The sequence below is a fragment of the Methylobacterium nonmethylotrophicum genome (assembly GCF_004745635.1).
Classification (GTDB): Bacteria; Pseudomonadota; Alphaproteobacteria; order Rhizobiales; family Beijerinckiaceae; genus Methylobacterium; species Methylobacterium nonmethylotrophicum.
In genome coordinates this window covers 1-15,979 of the sequence record NZ_SRLB01000040.1, presented here as the reverse complement: position 1 = coordinate 15,979, position 15,979 = coordinate 1, and the positions used below count along the sequence as shown (strand labels likewise).

The following is a 15,979-nucleotide window of genomic DNA, read 5'->3' as shown; positions in this document are numbered from 1 at the left end:
CGTCATGACTCCGAGAAGCGCCCGTCCGTGGCGGCTTTGCCGCGAGGCCAGGCTTCAGAACGGCGATATGCATAACAAACGCGCAGAGATTGATTATTTATTGAGCATTCCCGGTCGGGTCCGGGGAAATCCCCCGTGGCGGTCGACGCGGCGCGATGCTAGGAATGCCGCCGGAACCGTTGCAGACCAGGCCCGCCCGGCATGAAGAAGATCGAAGCGATCATCAAGCCCTTCAAGCTCGACGAGGTGAAGGAGGCCCTGCAGGAGGTCGGCCTCCAGGGCATCACGGTGATCGAGGCCAAGGGCTTCGGCCGCCAGAAGGGCCACACCGAGCTCTACCGGGGCGCCGAGTACGTGGTCGACTTCCTGCCCAAGGTGAAGCTCGAGATCGTGCTGCCCGACACGCTGGTGGACGGCGCCGTCGAGGCAATCCGCAAGTCGGCCCAGACCGGTCGCATCGGCGACGGCAAGATCTTCGTCTCCTCGATCGAGGAGGCGATCCGCATCCGCACCGGCGAGACCGGCCAGGACGCGATCTGACGGGCCTCACGCCACTCTCTGCGACGACGAAAACCGCGGCCTGACCCCAGGACCGCGGATTCATGGCGGCCATTAACGCCGTTCTAGGGCAAAACGCCGTTCTAGGAAGGATCAGACGAGAATGTCTAAGACCGCGACGGATGTCCTCAAGGAAATCAAGGACAACGACGTCAAGTACGTCGACTTCCGCTTCACCGATCCGCGGGGCAAGTGGCAGCACGTCACCTTCGACGTGTCGCTGGTCGACGAGGACATCTTCGCCGAGGGCACGATGTTCGACGGTTCGTCGATCGCCGGCTGGAAGGCGATCAACGAGTCCGACATGCTGCTGATGCCGGACCCGGCGACGGCCTGCATGGACCCGTTCTTCTCCGCCTCGACGATGTCGATCGTCTGCGACGTGCTCGAGCCCGCGACCGGCGAGCCCTACGGCCGCGACCCGCGCGGCATCGCCAAGAAGGCCGAGGCCTTCGTGAAGGCGAGCGGCATCGGCGACACCATCTTCGTCGGCCCCGAGGCCGAGTTCTTCGTCTTCGACGACGTCCGCTTCTCCGCCGACCCGTACAACACCGGCTTCAAGCTCGACTCGGTCGAGCTGCCGATCAACGGCCAGACCGAGTACGAGGGCGGCAACCTCGGCCACCGGGTCCAGATCAAGGGCGGCTACTTCCCGGTCCCGCCGCAGGATTCGGCCCAGGACATGCGCGGCGAGATGCTGGCCGCGATGCAGTCGATGGGCGTCAAGGTCGAGAAGCACCATCACGAGGTCGCCTCGGCCCAGCACGAGCTGGGCATGAAGTTCGACACGCTGACCCTGATGGCCGACCAGATGCAGATCTACAAGTACTGCATCCACAACGTCGCCCAGAGCTACGGCAAGACCGCGACCTTCATGCCGAAGCCGGTCTACGGCGACAACGGCTCGGGCATGCACGTCCACCAGTCGATCTGGAAGGAAGGCAAGCCGCTCTTCGCCGGCAACAAGTACGCCGACCTGTCCCAGGAATGCCTGTGGTACATCGGCGGCATCATCAAGCACGCCAAGGCGCTCAACGCCTTCACCAACCCGTCGACCAACTCCTACAAGCGCCTGGTCCCGGGCTACGAGGCGCCGGTGCTGCTGGCCTACTCGGCCCGCAACCGCTCGGCCTCCTGCCGCATCCCGTGGACGACCTCGCCGAAGGCCAAGCGCGTCGAGGTCCGCTTCCCCGACCCGATGGCGAACCCCTACCTGGCCTTCGCCGCCATGCTGATGGCCGGCGTCGACGGGATCAACAACAAGATCGATCCGGGTCCGGCCATGGACAAGGACCTCTACGACCTGCCCCCGGCGGAGCTCAAGGAGATCCCGACCGTGTGCGGCTCGCTCCGTGAGGCGCTCAACAGCCTCGATGCCGACCGCGAGTTCCTCAAGGCCGGCGGCGTGTTCAACGACGACTTCATCGACTCGTTCATCGAGCTGAAGATGACCGAGGTGATGCGGTTCGAGATGACCCCGCACCCGATCGAGTTCGTGCACTACTACTCGCTCTGATTTTTTCGGAGTCGCGAGACCGCGGGGGCCGGAGCGATCCGGCCCCTTTCTCGTGGGGCACCGCCGGGGGCTGGAGCATGTCGCATGACACGAACCGGACGCGCGTCGCGAAGCTCCTCCGAGACGAGTGGGATCCGATCGGCGAGGGGCTGATCCCGGACCTGCCGCACGACGAGTATGTGCACTCGGCCGAATTGGCCTACGCCGTGATGACGCAGACCCAGGGCGGCGATGCGGCCGTTGCGGCCTGCCTGCTGCGTGTCGCGACGGAGGACATGGCTCTTCCAGATTCGGACCGCCTCAGGGCGCGCTGCGACCGTGCGGCCCGTCTTCTCGGTGCGATGGCACTGGAGTTCGGGGCGCGCTGACGGGTTCGGCCGTGGCATCGGCCTTGCGGAAGCCCCGACATGACCGAGACCGCGCGCAACCCCGCCGCCACCCTCCGCGCCCTCCTCGCCACGCTGGTGAAGGCCGCGCTCATTCCCGACGAGGCCCGGGTCGCCGCCTGGCGCCGGGAGGCGGCGGAGCTGCACGGGCGCCTGGCGGGCCAGGACCTCTCCGCCCTCACGCTCGACGGCATCTGGACGCTCGCGGTGCGCGAGGCCGAGGCGCCGGACCTGCAGCCCGACGAGACGCAGGTCTCGCTGACGATGCCCCAATCCTGCCCGCTGACCCTCGACGAGGTGGCGGGTCCCGGTTTCGCCTTCGACGCCGCCGTCGACCGGGTGCGCAAGTCGGCCTCCACCGGCTGATCTGCCCCGGGCCGTTGCTCAAGGCTGGGGCGCGTCCCATATCGGACAGCAATGCCCCGCGCCTTCGGCCGAGGCCGTCCGTCACGTGTCCTCCCGGGTCGAGCTGTTGGCCAAGCGAATTCATCCGAAAGCGGCGCACGCCGCCCTGCCGAGCCGCGAGGCCGTGCTCGCCTTCATCGAGGACTCGCCCCAGAAGGTCGGCAAGCGCGAGATCGCCCAGGCCTTCGGCATCAAGGGCTCGGACAAGATCGAGCTGAAGCGCCTGCTGAAGGAGCTTCAGGAGGACGGGACGATCGAGAAGGACCGCTCCGGCCTGCGCAAGGCCGGGCGCCTGCCCCCGGTCGTGGTCGCCGACATCGACACCCGCCGCGACCGCGACGGCGAGCTCGTGGCGCGGCCGGCCCAGTGGGATCCGGAGGCCGGGCCCGCCCCCCTCATCACCGTGCTGATGCCGCGCGGGCGCCGCGCCAACGGGCCGGCTCCCGGCACCGGCGACCGGGCACTCCTCAAGGTCGAGCCCGACGGCGACGCGCCCGGGCGCTATCTCGGCCGGGTCATCAAGGTGATCGGCCGCAACAGGGCCGAGACGCTCGGCGTGTTCCGGGCGCTCCCGACGGGCGGCGGCCGGATCGTCCCGGTCGACAAGAAGGCCCAGGGGCGCGAGATCGCGGTGCCGCCGGGCGGAGAGGGCGACGCCCTCGACGGCGACCTCGTCACCGTGACGCTGGGCCGCGAGGACCGCTTCGGGCTGACCCAAGGAAGGGTCAAGGAGCGCCTCGGCAGCCTTGGTTCGGAGAAGGCGGTCAGCCTGATCGCGATCCACGCCCACGGCATCCCGCACGTCTTCCCGCGCGAGGTGCTGGCGGAGGCCGAGGCCGCCCGGGAGGTCGGGCTGGAGGGCCGGGAGGACTGGCGCGACTTTCCCCTCGTCACCATCGACCCGCCCGACGCCAAGGACCACGACGACGCGGTCATGGCCCTGCCCGATCCCGATCCGGCCAATCCGGGCGGGTTCGTGATCACGGTGGCGATCGCGGACGTGGCGGCCTACGTGCGCCCCGGCACCGCCCTCGACCGCGAGGCGCTCTTGCGCGGCAACTCGGTCTACTTTCCCGACCGGGTGGTGCCGATGCTGCCCGAGCGGATCTCGAACGACCTCTGCTCCCTGCGCCCCGGCCAGGACCGGCCGGCGCTCGCCGTGCGCATGACCGTGACGGCGGAGGGGCGCAAGCTGCGCCACAGCGTCCACCGGGTGATGATGCGCTCGCGCGCCAAGCTCGCCTACGCGCAGGCGCAAGGAGCGATCGACGGCCGGCCGGACGAGGTCACCGGTCCGATCCTCGACGGGGTGCTGCGCCCGCTCTGGGCCGCCTACCGGGCGCTGGCCGCGGCGCGCGACGCCCGCGGGCCCCTCGCCCTCGATCTCCCTGAGCGCAAGGTGATCCTGAACGCCGAGGGCGGGGTCGATCGGGTGATCGTGCCGGAGCGCCTGGAGGCGCACCGGCTGATCGAGGAGTTCATGATCCAGGCCAATGTCGCGGCGGCGGAGACCCTGGAGGCGAAGGACCAGCCGCTGATCTACCGCGTCCACGACGAGCCCTCGCTCGAGAAGATGCGGGCGCTCGGCGAGGTGATGGCCTCGATCGGCCTGAAGCTGCCGAAGGAGGCGAACCTCCGTCCGGCGCTGTTCAACCGCATCCTCGGCATGGTGGCGGGGGGCGAGCACCAGCTCTTCCTCAACGAGGTGGTGCTGCGCTCGCAGGCCCAGGCCGTCTATGCCAGCGACAATGCGGGTCATTTCGGCCTGGCTCTGCGCCGCTACGCCCATTTCACCTCGCCGATCCGGCGCTACGCCGACCTCATCGTCCACCGCGCCCTGATCCGGGCTCTGAAGCTCGGCTCCGACGGCCTGCCGGCCGACATGGATGGCGGAGACCTCGCGGAGATCGGACAGCAGATCTCGGCCGCCGAGCGCCGCGCCATGGCGGCCGAGCGCGAGACGATCGACCGCCTGATCGCCCACCACCTCGCCGACCGGGTCGGCGCCACCTTCTCGGGGCAGATCTCGGGGGCGACCCGCTCCGGCCTGTTCATCAAGCTCGACGAGACCGGGGCGGACGGCTTCGTGCCGGTCTCGACGCTGGGCGCCGATTACTTCCGCTACGAGGAGGGCCGCCACGCCCTCGTCGGCGAGCGCACCCGCGAGACCTTCCGCCTCGGCGACAAGGTCGAGGTGCGGCTGATGGAGGCCGCGCCCGTCGCCGGGGCGTTGCGCTTCGAGCTCGTCACCGGCGGGCGCGCCGGTTCGGGCACGGCCCCGGCCCGGGGCGGGCCGCGCAAGGTGCGGGCCGCACCGGCAGGCCGCGACAGCCTGACCAAGCGCCGCGGGAGGCGCGCATGATCGAGATCCAGGCCGGACCCGCCGCCGAGCCCGCGGATGGAACCCCCGCCCGGACCGGTGCCGGCCCGTCGTGGATGCGGGCGATGGGGCGGGGCTTTCGCAACCACTGCCCGCATTGCGGCGAGGGCCGGCTGTTCGGCCGCTTCCTCAAGGTGCGGGAGCGGTGCGAGGCGTGCGGGCTGGAGCTGCACCACCACCGCGCCGACGACCTGCCGCCCTACCTCGTCATCTTCGTGGTCGGCCACCTCGTCGGGCTGGCGGTGCTCGAGACCGAGATGCGGCTCGACCTGCCGTTCTGGTTCCAGATGACGTTCTGGCCGGCGCTCGCCCTCGTCGCCTCCCTCGCGCTGCTCCAGCCGACCAAGGGGGCGGTGGTCGGGCTGCAATACGCCCTTGGCATGCACGGCTTTTCCGCGATACGCCGCGCCGGGGCCCGGGCTGCGGACGGTCCGGCCCGGCACGAGACGGAGACGCGGGATGGCGGCAGGACCGACGGACGGACAATCGGCTCCGGCCACCCCTGAGAAGAAGAAGCGGCCGCTGCGGATCCGCAACGCCGCGACGCTGATCATCCTCGACCGGTCGGGCGACCAGCCGAAGGTGCTGATGGGCCGCCGCCATGCCGGCCACAAGTTCATGCCGGGCCTGTTCGTGTTCCCGGGCGGGCGGATCGAGCTCGGCGACCGCTCGATGCCGGTCGCCGGCACCTTGAACGACCGGGCGGAGCAGGCGCTCGCCGAGCAGGTCCACCCGCCTCTGTTCCATCTCGGCCGGGTGCTGGCGCTGGCCGCGATCCGCGAGACCTACGAGGAAACCGGGCTGATGATCGGAACCCGGGATTACGGCCCGCCCGAATCGGCGCCGCCCGGGGCCTGGACCGCCTTCCGCGAGGCCGGCGTGATGCCGGATCTCGAGCCGATGCAGTTCGTCGCCCGGGCGATCACCCCGCCTTACCGGCCGAAACGCTTCGATACCCGCTTCTTCGCCGTCGACCGCGAGGCGGTGGTGGCCGAGACCCCCGGCATCGTCGGGCCCGATTCCGAGCTGACCGAGCTGGCCTGGGTCGATCTCGCGGCGGCGCGCAAGCTCGAACTCCCGCGCATCACCGCCATCGTGCTCGATGAGCTGGAAGCCCGGCTCGCAGCGGGGTTCGGGCCGATGCTGCCGGTGCCGTTCTTCCGCGACGTCGACGGCGAGCACACCCGCGCGGAGCTCTGAGGCCGGGCCGGGCTGGCCTTTGCCGGCTGCCTGACCCATATGGGCCGGCCCCGACGGCCTTGCCCCGCATCATGACCAGCCTCGCCACCGCTTCCGAGTTCGGGCCCGCCCGCCTCGCCGCCATCGCGGCGGCCATCACCTGCGTGGCGGTGGTGAGCATCGGGCTCAGCCTGTCGATCCCGCTCCTCTCCCTCGAGATGGAGCGGATGGGCCTGTCCAACACCTGGATCGGCATCAACACGGCGATCGCCGGGGTGGCGAGCATCGTCGTCCTGCCCTTCGTGCCGCGGCTGGCGGCGCGGACCGGGGTGATGCCGCTGCTGCTCGGTGCCATCGCGGTCGGGGCCCTGGCGCTCCTCGGGTTCCGGGCGGTCCCGGACTTCGCCTGGTGGTTCCCGCTGCGCTTCGTGTTCTCGGCGGCGCTGGGGGTGCTGTTCGTCCTCTCCGAGTTCTGGATCAACCAGGCGGCGCCGCCGGCCCGGCGGGGCCTGGTGATGGGGGTCTACGCCACCGTGCTGGCGCTCGGCTTCGCCATCGGCCCGGGGCTGCTGCGCGTCCTCGGCACCACCGGCTGGGCGCCCTACCTCGCGGGCGCCGCCCTGTTCTGCGCCGGCGCGTTGCCTCTGGTCATGGCCCGCGGCCTGTCGCCGGAGATCCCGCACAAGGGCGGGCGCGGCTTCCTCGGCTACCTGCGGGTCGCGCCCTCGGCGACGCTGGCGGCCCTCGTCTACGGCGCGGTCGAGACCGGGGGCTTCGCGATCCTGCCGATCTACGGCCTGCGCCTCGGGCTTAATGCGGAGCAGGCTGCCGGCCTCGTCAGCCTGGCGGCTCTCGGCAACGTGCTCTTTCAGATCCCGGTCGGGCTCCTCGCCGACCGGATGGACAAGCGCACGGTGCTGCTGGCGGCCGCCCTCCTGGGGGCGATCGGCGCCGCCGCCCTGCCGCTCGGGGCCGGGAATCCGCTGCTGCTTGCCGGCATCCTGTTCGTCTGGGGCGGCATCGCCGGCACGCTCTACACGGTGGGCCTCGCCCATCTCGGCGCCCGCTTCGACGGCGCGGCGCTCGCCGGCGCCAACGCGGCCTTCCTGATCCTCTACAATATCGGCCTCGTGCTCGGGCCGCCGCTCGTCGGGGGCGGCATGGACCTCGCCTCGCCGCACGGCTTCGCCTGGTCGCTGGCGCTCCTGTTCGTCGGCTACCTCGCGGTGGTGGGCGGGCGGATGATCCGGGCCGCGCCCTGATCGGCCCGCCCTCACGGGCTTGACGCCTCACGGGCGATGAGGCAGGAAGGCGCCGCGTTCTGGCCGGGCCTGCCCGGCCGTTTTGCGTTTCGGTCCTCCGGGCGCAACACCCACCAGCCCCAATGAGGTCGCGCCATGGCCAAGGCCGTCACCGTCAAGATCAAGCTGCTGTCGACCGCCGATACCGGCTATTTCTACGTCACCAAGAAGAACTCCCGTACCAAGACCGACAAGCTGTCGTTCAAGAAGTACGACCCGATCGCGCGCAAGCACGTCGAGTTCAAGGAAGCCAAGATCAAGTAAGCGTCCGGCCGCCGCGCGGCATGAAAAAGGCCGCCCGCGAGGGCGGCCTTTTTGCGTCGGGCGGGTCTTGTCGGCTTGCGTGATCAGGCCGGGCGCGCCATCAGCTTGCGCGCCCGCCCGACCAGCGCCCACAGCCGCGGATCGCGCTTGATCCGGCGCTTCAGGCGCGCGCCCGCCTCGGCCGCGGCGCCGTAGACCCGCCCGCGCAGGCTCACCGGCAGCACGGCGTCGACGAGGCGGATGGTCTCGTCGCAGACGCTGGCCTTGTAGCGCGCCTCGCCGACGCCGAGGTCGAGGGCGGCGCGGCCGCGCAGCGCCTGGTCGCGGATCAGGGCCTGCAGCAGCAGGTCGCCGGGGCTGAAGCGGGCCAGCGACGGGTCGGGATCGAACGAGGTCAGCATGCCGCTGAAGCGGCGCGCATCGACGGCGCCCACGAAGGTGGCGAGGATGCGCCCGCCCCCGGTGCAGAGAGCGTGCAGCTCCAGGGCGCCGGCCCGGTGCGCCCGGGCGAGGAAGCCGCGGGCCGCCGGATCGGCGAAGGGATCGGCGATGCCTCTTGTCGCGAAGCGCTCCGCCTTCTGCGCGAGGTAGGCGGCGAGGATCGCCTCGCCCTCCTGTTCATCCGCCGCGATCCGATGCACGACCGGGCCGTGCGCGGCGACGAGCCACTTCTCCTTCTGGCGCAGCTTGCGCCGGGCATCCCCGCTCAGCACCCGCTTGAGCACCATCTCCGGGTCGGCGGCGAGCGCCAGGCCGTAGGCGTCGCTCGGCGAGGCCGGCCCGTGCGCCAGCGGGTTCGGCACGCCGTCCCAGGCGAGCGGCTGGTGGGGCAGGTGGATCACGTCGGCCCCCGCGAGCCGGCCGGCGCGCCGCAGGGCCGTCCGGTAGGCCTCCGCCGGCAAAAAGGCGGCCTCGGGCCCGGCGAAGATCGGCATGTGGAAGTTCGCGTGCCGGCCGCCGATCATCCGGGCGACCCGGATGCCGGCCTCGCGCCGCACGCAGAGCGGCAGCAGCGCCAGGGGCCGCCCGGCGGCGTCGCGCAGGAGGACGGGGCGGGCCTGCGCGCCCTCCGGCAGGGTGGCCGCGCAGGCCGATACCCAGTCGAAGCGCTGATAGGGCGTCATCACCACGCCCGGCGCCGCCTCGAGGGCGCGCCAGGGCGCCTCGGCCGCCGCGAGGCCGGGGAAGACCTCGGACGAGAGGGATGTGGCCGGCGGGGCCGGTTGTGCCGCCGCGTCCTGCGCCGCGAGTCGCACCGTGCCGTCCATCGTGTCCGCCCCCGGCTGCCCGAGGGAGGTCTAACCGGCAAGGGTGCAGAATCCGCAAACGCCGTAACGAAGCTTTGTCGCGACCGGCCGATGCTCGGCGCATGCTCAGCCCGTCCGCCCGCCACCGCCTGTTCCATGCCGGCTTCGCGGCGATCGCCGCCACCGGCGCCGACCGCTGGCTCGCCCCGGCCGCCCGCGGCCGCGGGCTCATCCTCACCTTCCACCACGTCCGGCCGGACTTGGCCCCGCCGGGGGCCTACGCGCCGAACCGGCTGCTCGCGATCACCCCGGCCTTCCTCGACCGGACGCTCACCGCCCTGACGGCGCGCGGCTTCGCGATCACCCCCTTGTCGGAGCTGCCGCGCCGGCTCGCGGAGGACGGCCCCCCCTTCGCGGTGCTGACCTTCGACGACGGCTACCGCGACAACCTCGAGCACGCGGCGCCGGTGCTGCGCCGGCACGGCGCACCCTGGACCCTGTTCGTCACCCACGACTTCGCGGACGGGACCGGGCGGCTATGGTGGATCGAGCTCGAACGGGCGATCGGCGCCCTCGACCGGGTGCGGCTGCCGGAGGTCGGGCTCGACCTTCCGGCGGGCGATGCGGCGGAAAAGTCCGCCGCCTTCGCGCAGGCCTACCGGGCCCTGCGGGCCGGGCCAGAGGCGACGTTGCGCGCCGCGACCCTGCGCCTGTGCGCCGAGGCCGGCATCGCCGTGGAGACCATCGCCCGCGAGCTGTGCCTGTCGGCCGGGGACCTGCGCGACCTGGCGCGGGACGAGGCGGTGACGCTCGCCGCCCATACCCTGTCGCACCCGATGCTCGCCAAGCACGACGCAGCCACCGCCCGGCGCGAGATCGTCGAGGGGCGGACGCGGCTCGCAGCCCTGCTCGGCCGGGTGCCGGAGCACCTGTCCTATCCGGTGGGCGATCCGGGCTCGGCGGGTCCGCGGGAATTCGACCTCGCCCGCGCCGCCGGCTACCGCACCGCGGTGACGACCCGGCCCGGCCACCTCTTTCCCGGCCACGCCGCGCACCTGCACGCGCTGCCGCGGGTCTCGGTCAATGGCTGCTTCCAGACCGACGCGGCGCTCGGCGCCCTGCTCTCGGGCGTGCCGTTCTGGGCCTGGAACCGGGGCCGACGACTCAACGTCGCCTGAGAGGCGCGCTCAGCGGTGGCGCCGGCGGCGATAGTGCCGGCGCTCGCCGCCGCCGCTGCTGATGATCGCGAAGGTCGCGCTCTGGCGCCCGCCGCGCAGGCGCCGGCTCCAGACGCGGCGACCGCGGCCCCGGGGCTCGGGCTCGACGGCTTCGGCGAGGGCGGGCGGCTCGGGCAGGCGCGGGATCGCGGCGGCGGCCGCCGCGGCCGCGGGGGAAACGCTCTTCGTCGGCGCGGCGGGGCCGAACAGCGACAGGCACTGGTTATAGGCGAGGTCGCCCTTGATGCGCTCGCAATCGCCGACCGAGCGCGGCGCGCCCTGCGCCAGGGCGGCACCGGCGAAGGGACCGAGGAGGAGGAAGAGCGCGAGCGCGTGGCGCATGGGCCTGGGGCTGCCTTGCGGGTTCGGAGGTGCGGAAAGCGGGAAGCGCGGGCCGGAAGGCTGCGCGATCGTGTCTGGCAGCGCTTTTTGGCGAAAAGCCGACCGTGCGCTCCAGAGTTGCGCGGCAGGTTTCTCAGGCCGGATCGCGGTCCGGCCGCTCCATCCAGCGGATCAGCGGCATCAGCGGAAAGATCCAGGCGATGCCGAGGATCGCGTAGAGCACCGACTGGACCAGCGGCGGCGTCTCGGCGATGCGGCTGTCGGCCAGCGCCATGGCGAGGGGGGCGTAGATCATCACGAAGGCGATCATCGCGATCGCTCCGACGAAGGAGCGGGTGCGGCGGCGCATGAGGGGCAACCTGCGGTCGGTGTGGTGGCGGCGTGTGGGTGACCGCCTAATCGAGGCTTAGGCCTCCGGCAATCCGGTCTGCCGACGCAGGGGGGCTCACAGGGACGAAAGAGATGAGGCGCTTACCCCCTCTCCCGCGTGGGAGAGGGGCTGGAGACGGTTCAGAATCAAGCACTAGACGTCGAGCTGCCAGCACGACCGTTCGAGTCTTATCCGGAGGCGCGTCACCCTCACGCGGGCCTTCAGGCCCGTGCGGGATCTTCGATCCCCTACCCCTCTCCCACTCGGGAGAGGGGATCCCGCGTCTGAGTTTTCCCGAACTCCTTGAAGCAGATACCGCTACCCCGCCCGCGACAGCAGCGCCCCGGCGTCGTTGCCGGCCCGGGCCGTTGCCAGCAGCGCCTCGCTGCGGACCCGCCACGCCGCGATCGCCCGCGCCTTGACCGGGCCGAAGCCGCGGATCTCCTGGGGGGCGGCGAGGAGGTCGCGCAAGATCGCCGGGTCGGCGCGGCCGACGAGGGCGAGCGCCGCGTCGATCTGCGCCTCGTACGCTTCCAGCACGGCCCGCTCCTCCCGCCGCTCGGCGATCAGCCGCAGGGGGTCGAGGCGCCGGCCGCGCAGGCCCTTGAGCGCGGCGATCCCGCGCAAGACCGGCAGCAGCCAGGGTCCGAAGGCGATCTTGCGCGGCTCGGTCTCGCCGGGGCGGGTCCGGGCGAGGAAGGGCGGGGCGAGGTGGAAGGTCGGACGCACCGGCCCCTCGAAATCCCGCGCCAGACGAGCGTGGAAGGCCGGGTCGGACTGGAGGCGGGCGACCTCGTACTCGTCCTTGATCGCCATCAGCTTGAACAGGGAGCGGGCGACCGCCTCGGCGAGCGCGTCGCCGGCCGTCCCCCGCACTGCCGCCACCCGGTCGCGGTAGCGCGCGGCGTAAGCGGCGTCCTGATAGGCGGTGAGATAGTCCGACCGGCGCGCCACCACCGCGTCGAGGTCCTGCGCCGGTTCAGGCTCGGGCGAGATCTGCCCTTCCACGAAGGCCGGATCGGCGGCGAGGAGCCGGCCCCAGGCCAGCGCCAGGCGGTTGCCGGAGACGGCAGTGCCGTTCAGCACCACCGCCTGCTCGAGGGCGGCGCGGGAGACCGGCACCAGGCCGCATTGCCAGGCGAAGCCGAGGAGCAGCACGTTGGCGGCTTGCGCGTCGCCGATCAGGCGCGCGGCCATGCCTTGCGCGTCGAGGCTGAGCAGGGCGCCGGCGCCGACCCGGCGGGCGAGGAGGGCCTCGAGCATCCGGGTGTCGATGCGGGCGTTCGGGTCGCGCAGGGTTGCGCCGGTCGGGATCTCGTGGGTGTTGGCGACGATCCGGGTGCGGGCCGGGTCGATCACCGCGGCGGCGTCGGGGCTTGCCGCCACCACGAGGTCGCAGGCCAGCACCGCGTCGGCCCGGCCGCGGTCGATCCTCACCTGATGGAGCGTGGACGGCGCGGCCGCGAGCCGCACGAAGGAGAGCACCTGCCCGCCCTTCTGGGCGAAGCCCATGAAGTCGAGCACGCTGGCGCCGCGGCCCTCGAGATGCGCCGCCATGGTGATGAGGGCGCCGACCGTCACGACGCCGGTGCCGCCGACGCCGGCGACCAGGATCTCGTAGGGCTCGGGTCCGAGCGCGGTGGCGGGCTCTGGCAGCGCGGCGGCCCGGGCCGCGACGGTCTCAGGGTCGACCGCGACCCCGGGCCGCCGTCGCGGCGTCGCGCCCTCCAGCGTCACGAAGGACGGGCAGAACCCCTTGAGGCACGACAGGTCGCTGTTGCAGCCGGTCTGGTCGATGGCGCGTTTGCGGCCGAACTCGGTCTCGACCGGCACGACCGAGAGGCAGTTCGATTTCTGCTGGCAGTCGCCGCAGCCCTCGCAGACAAGGTCGTTGATGACGGCGCGCCGCGCCGGCTGGGGCGCGAGGCCCCGCTTGCGCCGCCGCCGCGCCTCGGTGGCGCAGGTCTGGTCGTAGACCAGCACGGTGACGCCCTCGATCTCGCGCAGCTCCCGCTGCACGGCGTCGAGGTCGTCGCGGTGATGGACCGTGACGCCGGGCCCGAGGGGATCGCGGGCGGCCGCCCGCGCCACCCGGTCGGGATCGTCCGACACCACCACGACCCGGCGCGCGCCCTCGGCCGAGACCAGGCGGGTGATCTGCGGCACGGTGAGCACGCCGTCGACCGGCTGGCCGCCGGTCATCGCGACGGCGTCGTTGTAGAGGATCTTGTAGGTGAGGCTGGCGCCGCTCGCGACCGCCTGCCGGATCGCCGCATGGCCGGAATGGAAGTAGGTGCCGTCGCCGAGATTCTGGAAGACGTGGGCCTGGCGGGTGAACGGCGCCTGGCCGGTCCAGTCGATGCCCTCCGCCCCCATCGGCACGATGCCGGTGGTGTCGCGCTCCATCCAGTTCGCCATGAAGTGGCAGCCGATGCCGGCACGGCCCTGCGAGCCCTCCGGCACCCGGGTCGAGGTGTTGTGCGGGCAGCCGGAGCAGAAATACGGCGTGCGCACCGGCAGCGGCCCGGCGGCGGGGAAGGCCGGGACGGCGTCGGGCTCCCGCACCGCCAGGCCGAGGCCGCGCAGCGTCCCGGCCAGGATCGCGAGCAATCGTGAGGGCCGCAGCTCCTCCACCTCCGGCACGAGCGGCGCGCCCGCCGCGTCGCGCTTGCCGAGGATGCGCGGGCGGCTTTCCGCCGGCAGGTCGTAGAGGCCGTCGCGGAGCTGGCGCTCGACCAGGGCCGCCTTCTCCTCGATCACCAGCACGGTCTCGACCCCGGCGGCGACCGCGACGATTCCGGCGACGTCGAGGGGGTGGACGAGGCCGACCTTCAGCACTGCGACCCCCGCGGCCGCGAGCCCGTCGGGCCCGAGGCCGAGGAGCCGGAACGCCTCCATGGCGTCGCCATGGGCCTTGCCGACCATGACGACGAGGAGCCGCGGCCGCTCCGGCGCCACCACCAGCCGGTCGAGGGGGTTGGCCCGGGCGAAGGCGCGGATCGCCTCGAGCTTCGTCAGCGCCCGCGCCTCGATGGCGAGGCTCGGCAGGTCGGGCCAGCGGATGTGCAGGCCGCCGAGGGGCGGCGCGAAGGCGGGCGTCGCGAAACGGGGGAGCGGCGCGAGATCGACCGAGGCCGCGCCCTCCACCACCTCCGAGATCGCCTTGAAGCCGACCCAGGCCCCGGAGAAGCGCGACGCGGCGAAGCCCCACAGGCCGAAGGCCTCGTACTCGGCGATCGCGCCCGGGTGGATCACCGGCATGTGCCAGGCCGCGAGCGCCAGGTCGCTCTGGTGCGACATCGAGGAGGAGACGCAGCCGTGATCGTCGCCGGCGACGACCAGCACGCCGCCTTTCGGCGAGGAGCCGTAGGCGTTGCCGTGCTTGAGGGCGTCGCCCGAGCGGTCGACCCCCGGGCCCTTGCCGTACCAGAGGCCGAACACGCCTTCGACGGTTGCGGCCGGATCGAGTGCGACGCGCTGGCTGCCGAGCAGGGCCGCCGCCGCCAGGTCCTCGTTGATGCCGGGCTGGAAGCGGATGCCGGCGGCGGCGAGGCGCTCCTTGGCGCGCCACAATTCCTGGTCGACGGCCCCGAGGGGCGAGCCGCGATAGCCGGAGACGAGGCCGGCGGTGTCGAGCCCGTCGCGGCGGTCGATCGCGGCCTGCGCGAGGAGGAGCCGCACCAGGGCCTGCGTGCCCGTCAGGTAGACCCGGCCGAGGCTGCGGTCGAAGCGGTCGTCGAGGCGGTAGGCGCGGTCGATCTCGGGCATCGGCGGATCTCCTCGGCCGCCAGGCTATGCCGGGTCTTGAGGTAAAACCTGCCTCTCTGCTTCCCGGATGCGGCATCCGGAGGTACGAATCGGGCCGAGACAGGCCAGTCCGGGAAACGCTCATGCCCGACCGCGGAGAAACGCCGGATCGCTTCGAGCGCGCGATCCTCGACGCGCTGCAGGACGACGCGCGGCTCTCGGTGCAGGACCTCGCCCAGCGGATCGGGCTGTCGACCTCGCCGACCTGGAGGCGCCTGAAGGCCCTGGAGGAACGGGGCATCATCCGCGGCTACGTCGCCCTCGTCGACGCGGCGGCGCTCGGGCACGGCCAGTGCGTCTTCGCCCACGTGACGCTGGCCAAGCACGACCGCGACGGCGTGGCGGAGTTCGAGCGGGTCGTGGGCCGGCGCGACGAGGTGCTGGAATGCTTCTCGACCACGGGGCAGGCCGATTACCTGCTGCGGGTCGTGGTGCGGGACGCGCAGCATTACGAGCGCTTCCTGCAGGAGGCGGTGTTCTCCTGCCCGGCGGTGCAGCAGATCCACTCGAACTTCGCCCTGCGCGAGGTGAAGTTCAGCGTGAAGGTGCCCACGGCACCCTGACGCAAACGAAAAGAGCCCGGCCGTGAGGCCGGGCTCCGATCCGTCGCAGCGACGGAGGTCAGGTCTTAGAAGGCGTTGAACTTGTAGTTCAGGCCGGCGCGCACGACCGCGAACTCGGTCTCGCGACGGTACAGGTTGGCCGGGCCGACCGACACCACGCCCGGCGAGAACACCGAGTACTGCGTGCCGTTCGCGGTCTGGGCGAACACGCCGCTGTTGCGGTTGCCCTGATCCAGCTTCACGTACAGGCCTTCGACCTTGAGGGTCACGGCCGACGAGCGGAAGAAGTTCAGGAACGAGTCGGTGGGCAGGGCGTACTCGACGCCGCCGCCGACGACCCAGCCGGTCTGGAAGTCGTCGCGGCTGGTGTTGGGCAGGCCGAAGTCGCGACCGCCGCCCGAGCCGTAGGCGAAGCCGCCGGTGGCGTAGACGAGGGTGCGGTCC

The 15,979-nt window shown here is 72.1% G+C and carries 16 protein-coding genes; 11 read left to right on the top strand and 5 right to left on the bottom strand.

Features of this window, described 5'->3' with window-relative positions; genetic code table 11:
* Positions 1-201: 201 nt before the first annotated feature.
* The 9 genes from EU555_RS31265 to rpmG all read left to right on the top strand — a co-directional run bounded on the left by EU555_RS31265 (position 202) and on the right by rpmG (position 7,989).
* Positions 202-540 carry a P-II family nitrogen regulator gene (locus tag EU555_RS31265; RefSeq protein WP_060845473.1) on the top strand — a complete coding sequence of 113 codons (339 nt, stop codon included), beginning with the start codon at positions 202-204 and terminating at the stop codon, positions 538-540.
* Positions 541-661: 121 nt separating this feature from the next.
* A complete protein-coding gene (gene glnA / locus EU555_RS31260) occupies positions 662-2,074 on the top strand; it encodes a type I glutamate--ammonia ligase (protein WP_135419241.1) in 1,413 nt (470 codons plus the stop codon).
* Between the two features lie 77 nt (positions 2,075-2,151).
* Positions 2,152-2,442 (top strand): hypothetical protein, encoded by a 291-nt coding sequence (locus EU555_RS31255; protein WP_135419240.1) that lies wholly within the window; start codon positions 2,152-2,154, stop codon positions 2,440-2,442.
* Between the two features lie 39 nt (positions 2,443-2,481).
* The gene (locus EU555_RS31250) at positions 2,482-2,826 is read left to right on the top strand and encodes a hypothetical protein (RefSeq protein WP_135419239.1); all 345 of its coding nucleotides are present in this window, start codon (positions 2,482-2,484) and stop codon (positions 2,824-2,826) included.
* A 106-nt stretch (positions 2,827-2,932) separates the two neighbouring features.
* Positions 2,933-5,227, top strand: coding sequence for a ribonuclease R (gene rnr, locus EU555_RS31245; RefSeq protein ID WP_135419238.1), 2,295 nt, complete (start codon positions 2,933-2,935; stop codon positions 5,225-5,227).
* The gene (locus EU555_RS31240) at positions 5,224-5,751 is read left to right on the top strand and encodes a DUF983 domain-containing protein (RefSeq protein ID WP_135419237.1); all 528 of its coding nucleotides are present in this window, start codon (positions 5,224-5,226) and stop codon (positions 5,749-5,751) included. Before rnr ends, EU555_RS31240 begins: the two co-directional genes overlap by 4 nt.
* On the top strand, positions 5,705-6,445 hold the full coding sequence (locus tag EU555_RS31235; RefSeq protein ID WP_135419236.1) for an NUDIX hydrolase: 741 nt from the start codon (positions 5,705-5,707) through the stop codon (positions 6,443-6,445). The genes EU555_RS31240 and EU555_RS31235 overlap by 47 nt, the downstream gene beginning before the upstream one ends.
* Before the next feature lie 71 nt (positions 6,446-6,516).
* Entirely contained in the window at positions 6,517-7,686 is a 1,170-nt protein-coding gene (locus EU555_RS31230; RefSeq protein ID WP_135419278.1) for an MFS transporter, read from the top strand.
* A gap of 135 nt (positions 7,687-7,821) precedes the next feature.
* Complete coding sequence (gene rpmG / locus EU555_RS31225; RefSeq protein ID WP_135419235.1) at positions 7,822-7,989, top strand: 50S ribosomal protein L33; 168 nt, start codon at positions 7,822-7,824, stop codon at positions 7,987-7,989.
* An 83-nt stretch (positions 7,990-8,072) separates the two neighbouring features.
* On the opposite strand, the gene EU555_RS31220 is transcribed toward rpmG, so the two are convergent.
* Positions 8,073-9,257 (bottom strand): GNAT family N-acetyltransferase, encoded by a 1,185-nt coding sequence (locus EU555_RS31220; protein ID WP_135419234.1) that lies wholly within the window; start codon positions 9,255-9,257, stop codon positions 8,073-8,075.
* A gap of 101 nt (positions 9,258-9,358) precedes the next feature.
* Between EU555_RS31220 and EU555_RS31215 the strand changes: the two genes are divergently transcribed.
* On the top strand, positions 9,359-10,414 hold the full coding sequence (locus EU555_RS31215; protein ID WP_135419233.1) for a polysaccharide deacetylase family protein: 1,056 nt from the start codon (positions 9,359-9,361) through the stop codon (positions 10,412-10,414).
* A gap of 9 nt (positions 10,415-10,423) precedes the next feature.
* On the opposite strand, the gene EU555_RS31210 is transcribed toward EU555_RS31215, so the two are convergent.
* From EU555_RS31210 to EU555_RS31200, 3 genes are all read right to left on the bottom strand, one after another.
* Positions 10,424-10,795, bottom strand: coding sequence for a hypothetical protein (locus EU555_RS31210; RefSeq protein WP_135419232.1), 372 nt, complete (start codon positions 10,793-10,795; stop codon positions 10,424-10,426).
* A gap of 133 nt (positions 10,796-10,928) precedes the next feature.
* Positions 10,929-11,144 (bottom strand): DUF2842 domain-containing protein, encoded by a 216-nt coding sequence (locus tag EU555_RS31205; RefSeq protein WP_135419231.1) that lies wholly within the window; start codon positions 11,142-11,144, stop codon positions 10,929-10,931.
* Between the two features lie 339 nt (positions 11,145-11,483).
* Complete coding sequence (locus EU555_RS31200) at positions 11,484-14,933, bottom strand: indolepyruvate ferredoxin oxidoreductase family protein (RefSeq protein WP_135419230.1); 3,450 nt, start codon at positions 14,931-14,933, stop codon at positions 11,484-11,486.
* Positions 14,934-15,055: 122 nt separating this feature from the next.
* On the opposite strand from EU555_RS31200, the gene EU555_RS31195 reads away from it, so the two are divergent.
* The gene (locus tag EU555_RS31195) at positions 15,056-15,535 is read left to right on the top strand and encodes an Lrp/AsnC family transcriptional regulator (protein WP_135419229.1); all 480 of its coding nucleotides are present in this window, start codon (positions 15,056-15,058) and stop codon (positions 15,533-15,535) included.
* A 65-nt stretch (positions 15,536-15,600) separates the two neighbouring features.
* Here the strand turns inward: EU555_RS31195 and EU555_RS31190 are convergent.
* A partial coding sequence (locus EU555_RS31190; protein WP_425375173.1) for an outer membrane protein occupies positions 15,601-15,979 on the bottom strand: 379 nt, incomplete at its 5' end.

Bases quoted from the DNA above. Each gene is read 5' to 3' on its own strand.
- EU555_RS31265 (WP_060845473.1), top strand. From the start codon at position 202: ATGAAGAAGATCGAAGCGATCATCAAGCCCTTCAAGCTCGACGAGGTG.
- glnA (WP_135419241.1), top strand. From the start codon at position 662: ATGTCTAAGACCGCGACGGATGTCCTCAAGGAAATCAAGGACAACGAC.
- EU555_RS31255 (WP_135419240.1), top strand. From the start codon at position 2,152: ATGTCGCATGACACGAACCGGACGCGCGTCGCGAAGCTCCTCCGAGAC.
- EU555_RS31250 (WP_135419239.1), top strand. From the start codon at position 2,482: ATGACCGAGACCGCGCGCAACCCCGCCGCCACCCTCCGCGCCCTCCTC.
- EU555_RS31240 (WP_135419237.1), top strand. From the start codon at position 5,224: ATGATCGAGATCCAGGCCGGACCCGCCGCCGAGCCCGCGGATGGAACC.
- EU555_RS31235 (WP_135419236.1), top strand. From the start codon at position 5,705: ATGGCGGCAGGACCGACGGACGGACAATCGGCTCCGGCCACCCCTGAG.
- EU555_RS31230 (WP_135419278.1), top strand. From the start codon at position 6,517: ATGACCAGCCTCGCCACCGCTTCCGAGTTCGGGCCCGCCCGCCTCGCC.
- rpmG (WP_135419235.1), top strand. From the start codon at position 7,822: ATGGCCAAGGCCGTCACCGTCAAGATCAAGCTGCTGTCGACCGCCGAT.
- EU555_RS31220 (WP_135419234.1), bottom strand. From the start codon at position 9,257: ATGGACGGCACGGTGCGACTCGCGGCGCAGGACGCGGCGGCACAACCG.
- EU555_RS31215 (WP_135419233.1), top strand. From the start codon at position 9,359: ATGCTCAGCCCGTCCGCCCGCCACCGCCTGTTCCATGCCGGCTTCGCG.
- EU555_RS31210 (WP_135419232.1), bottom strand. From the start codon at position 10,795: ATGCGCCACGCGCTCGCGCTCTTCCTCCTCCTCGGTCCCTTCGCCGGT.
- EU555_RS31205 (WP_135419231.1), bottom strand. From the start codon at position 11,144: ATGCGCCGCCGCACCCGCTCCTTCGTCGGAGCGATCGCGATGATCGCC.
- EU555_RS31200 (WP_135419230.1), bottom strand. From the start codon at position 14,933: ATGCCCGAGATCGACCGCGCCTACCGCCTCGACGACCGCTTCGACCGC.
- EU555_RS31195 (WP_135419229.1), top strand. From the start codon at position 15,056: ATGCCCGACCGCGGAGAAACGCCGGATCGCTTCGAGCGCGCGATCCTC.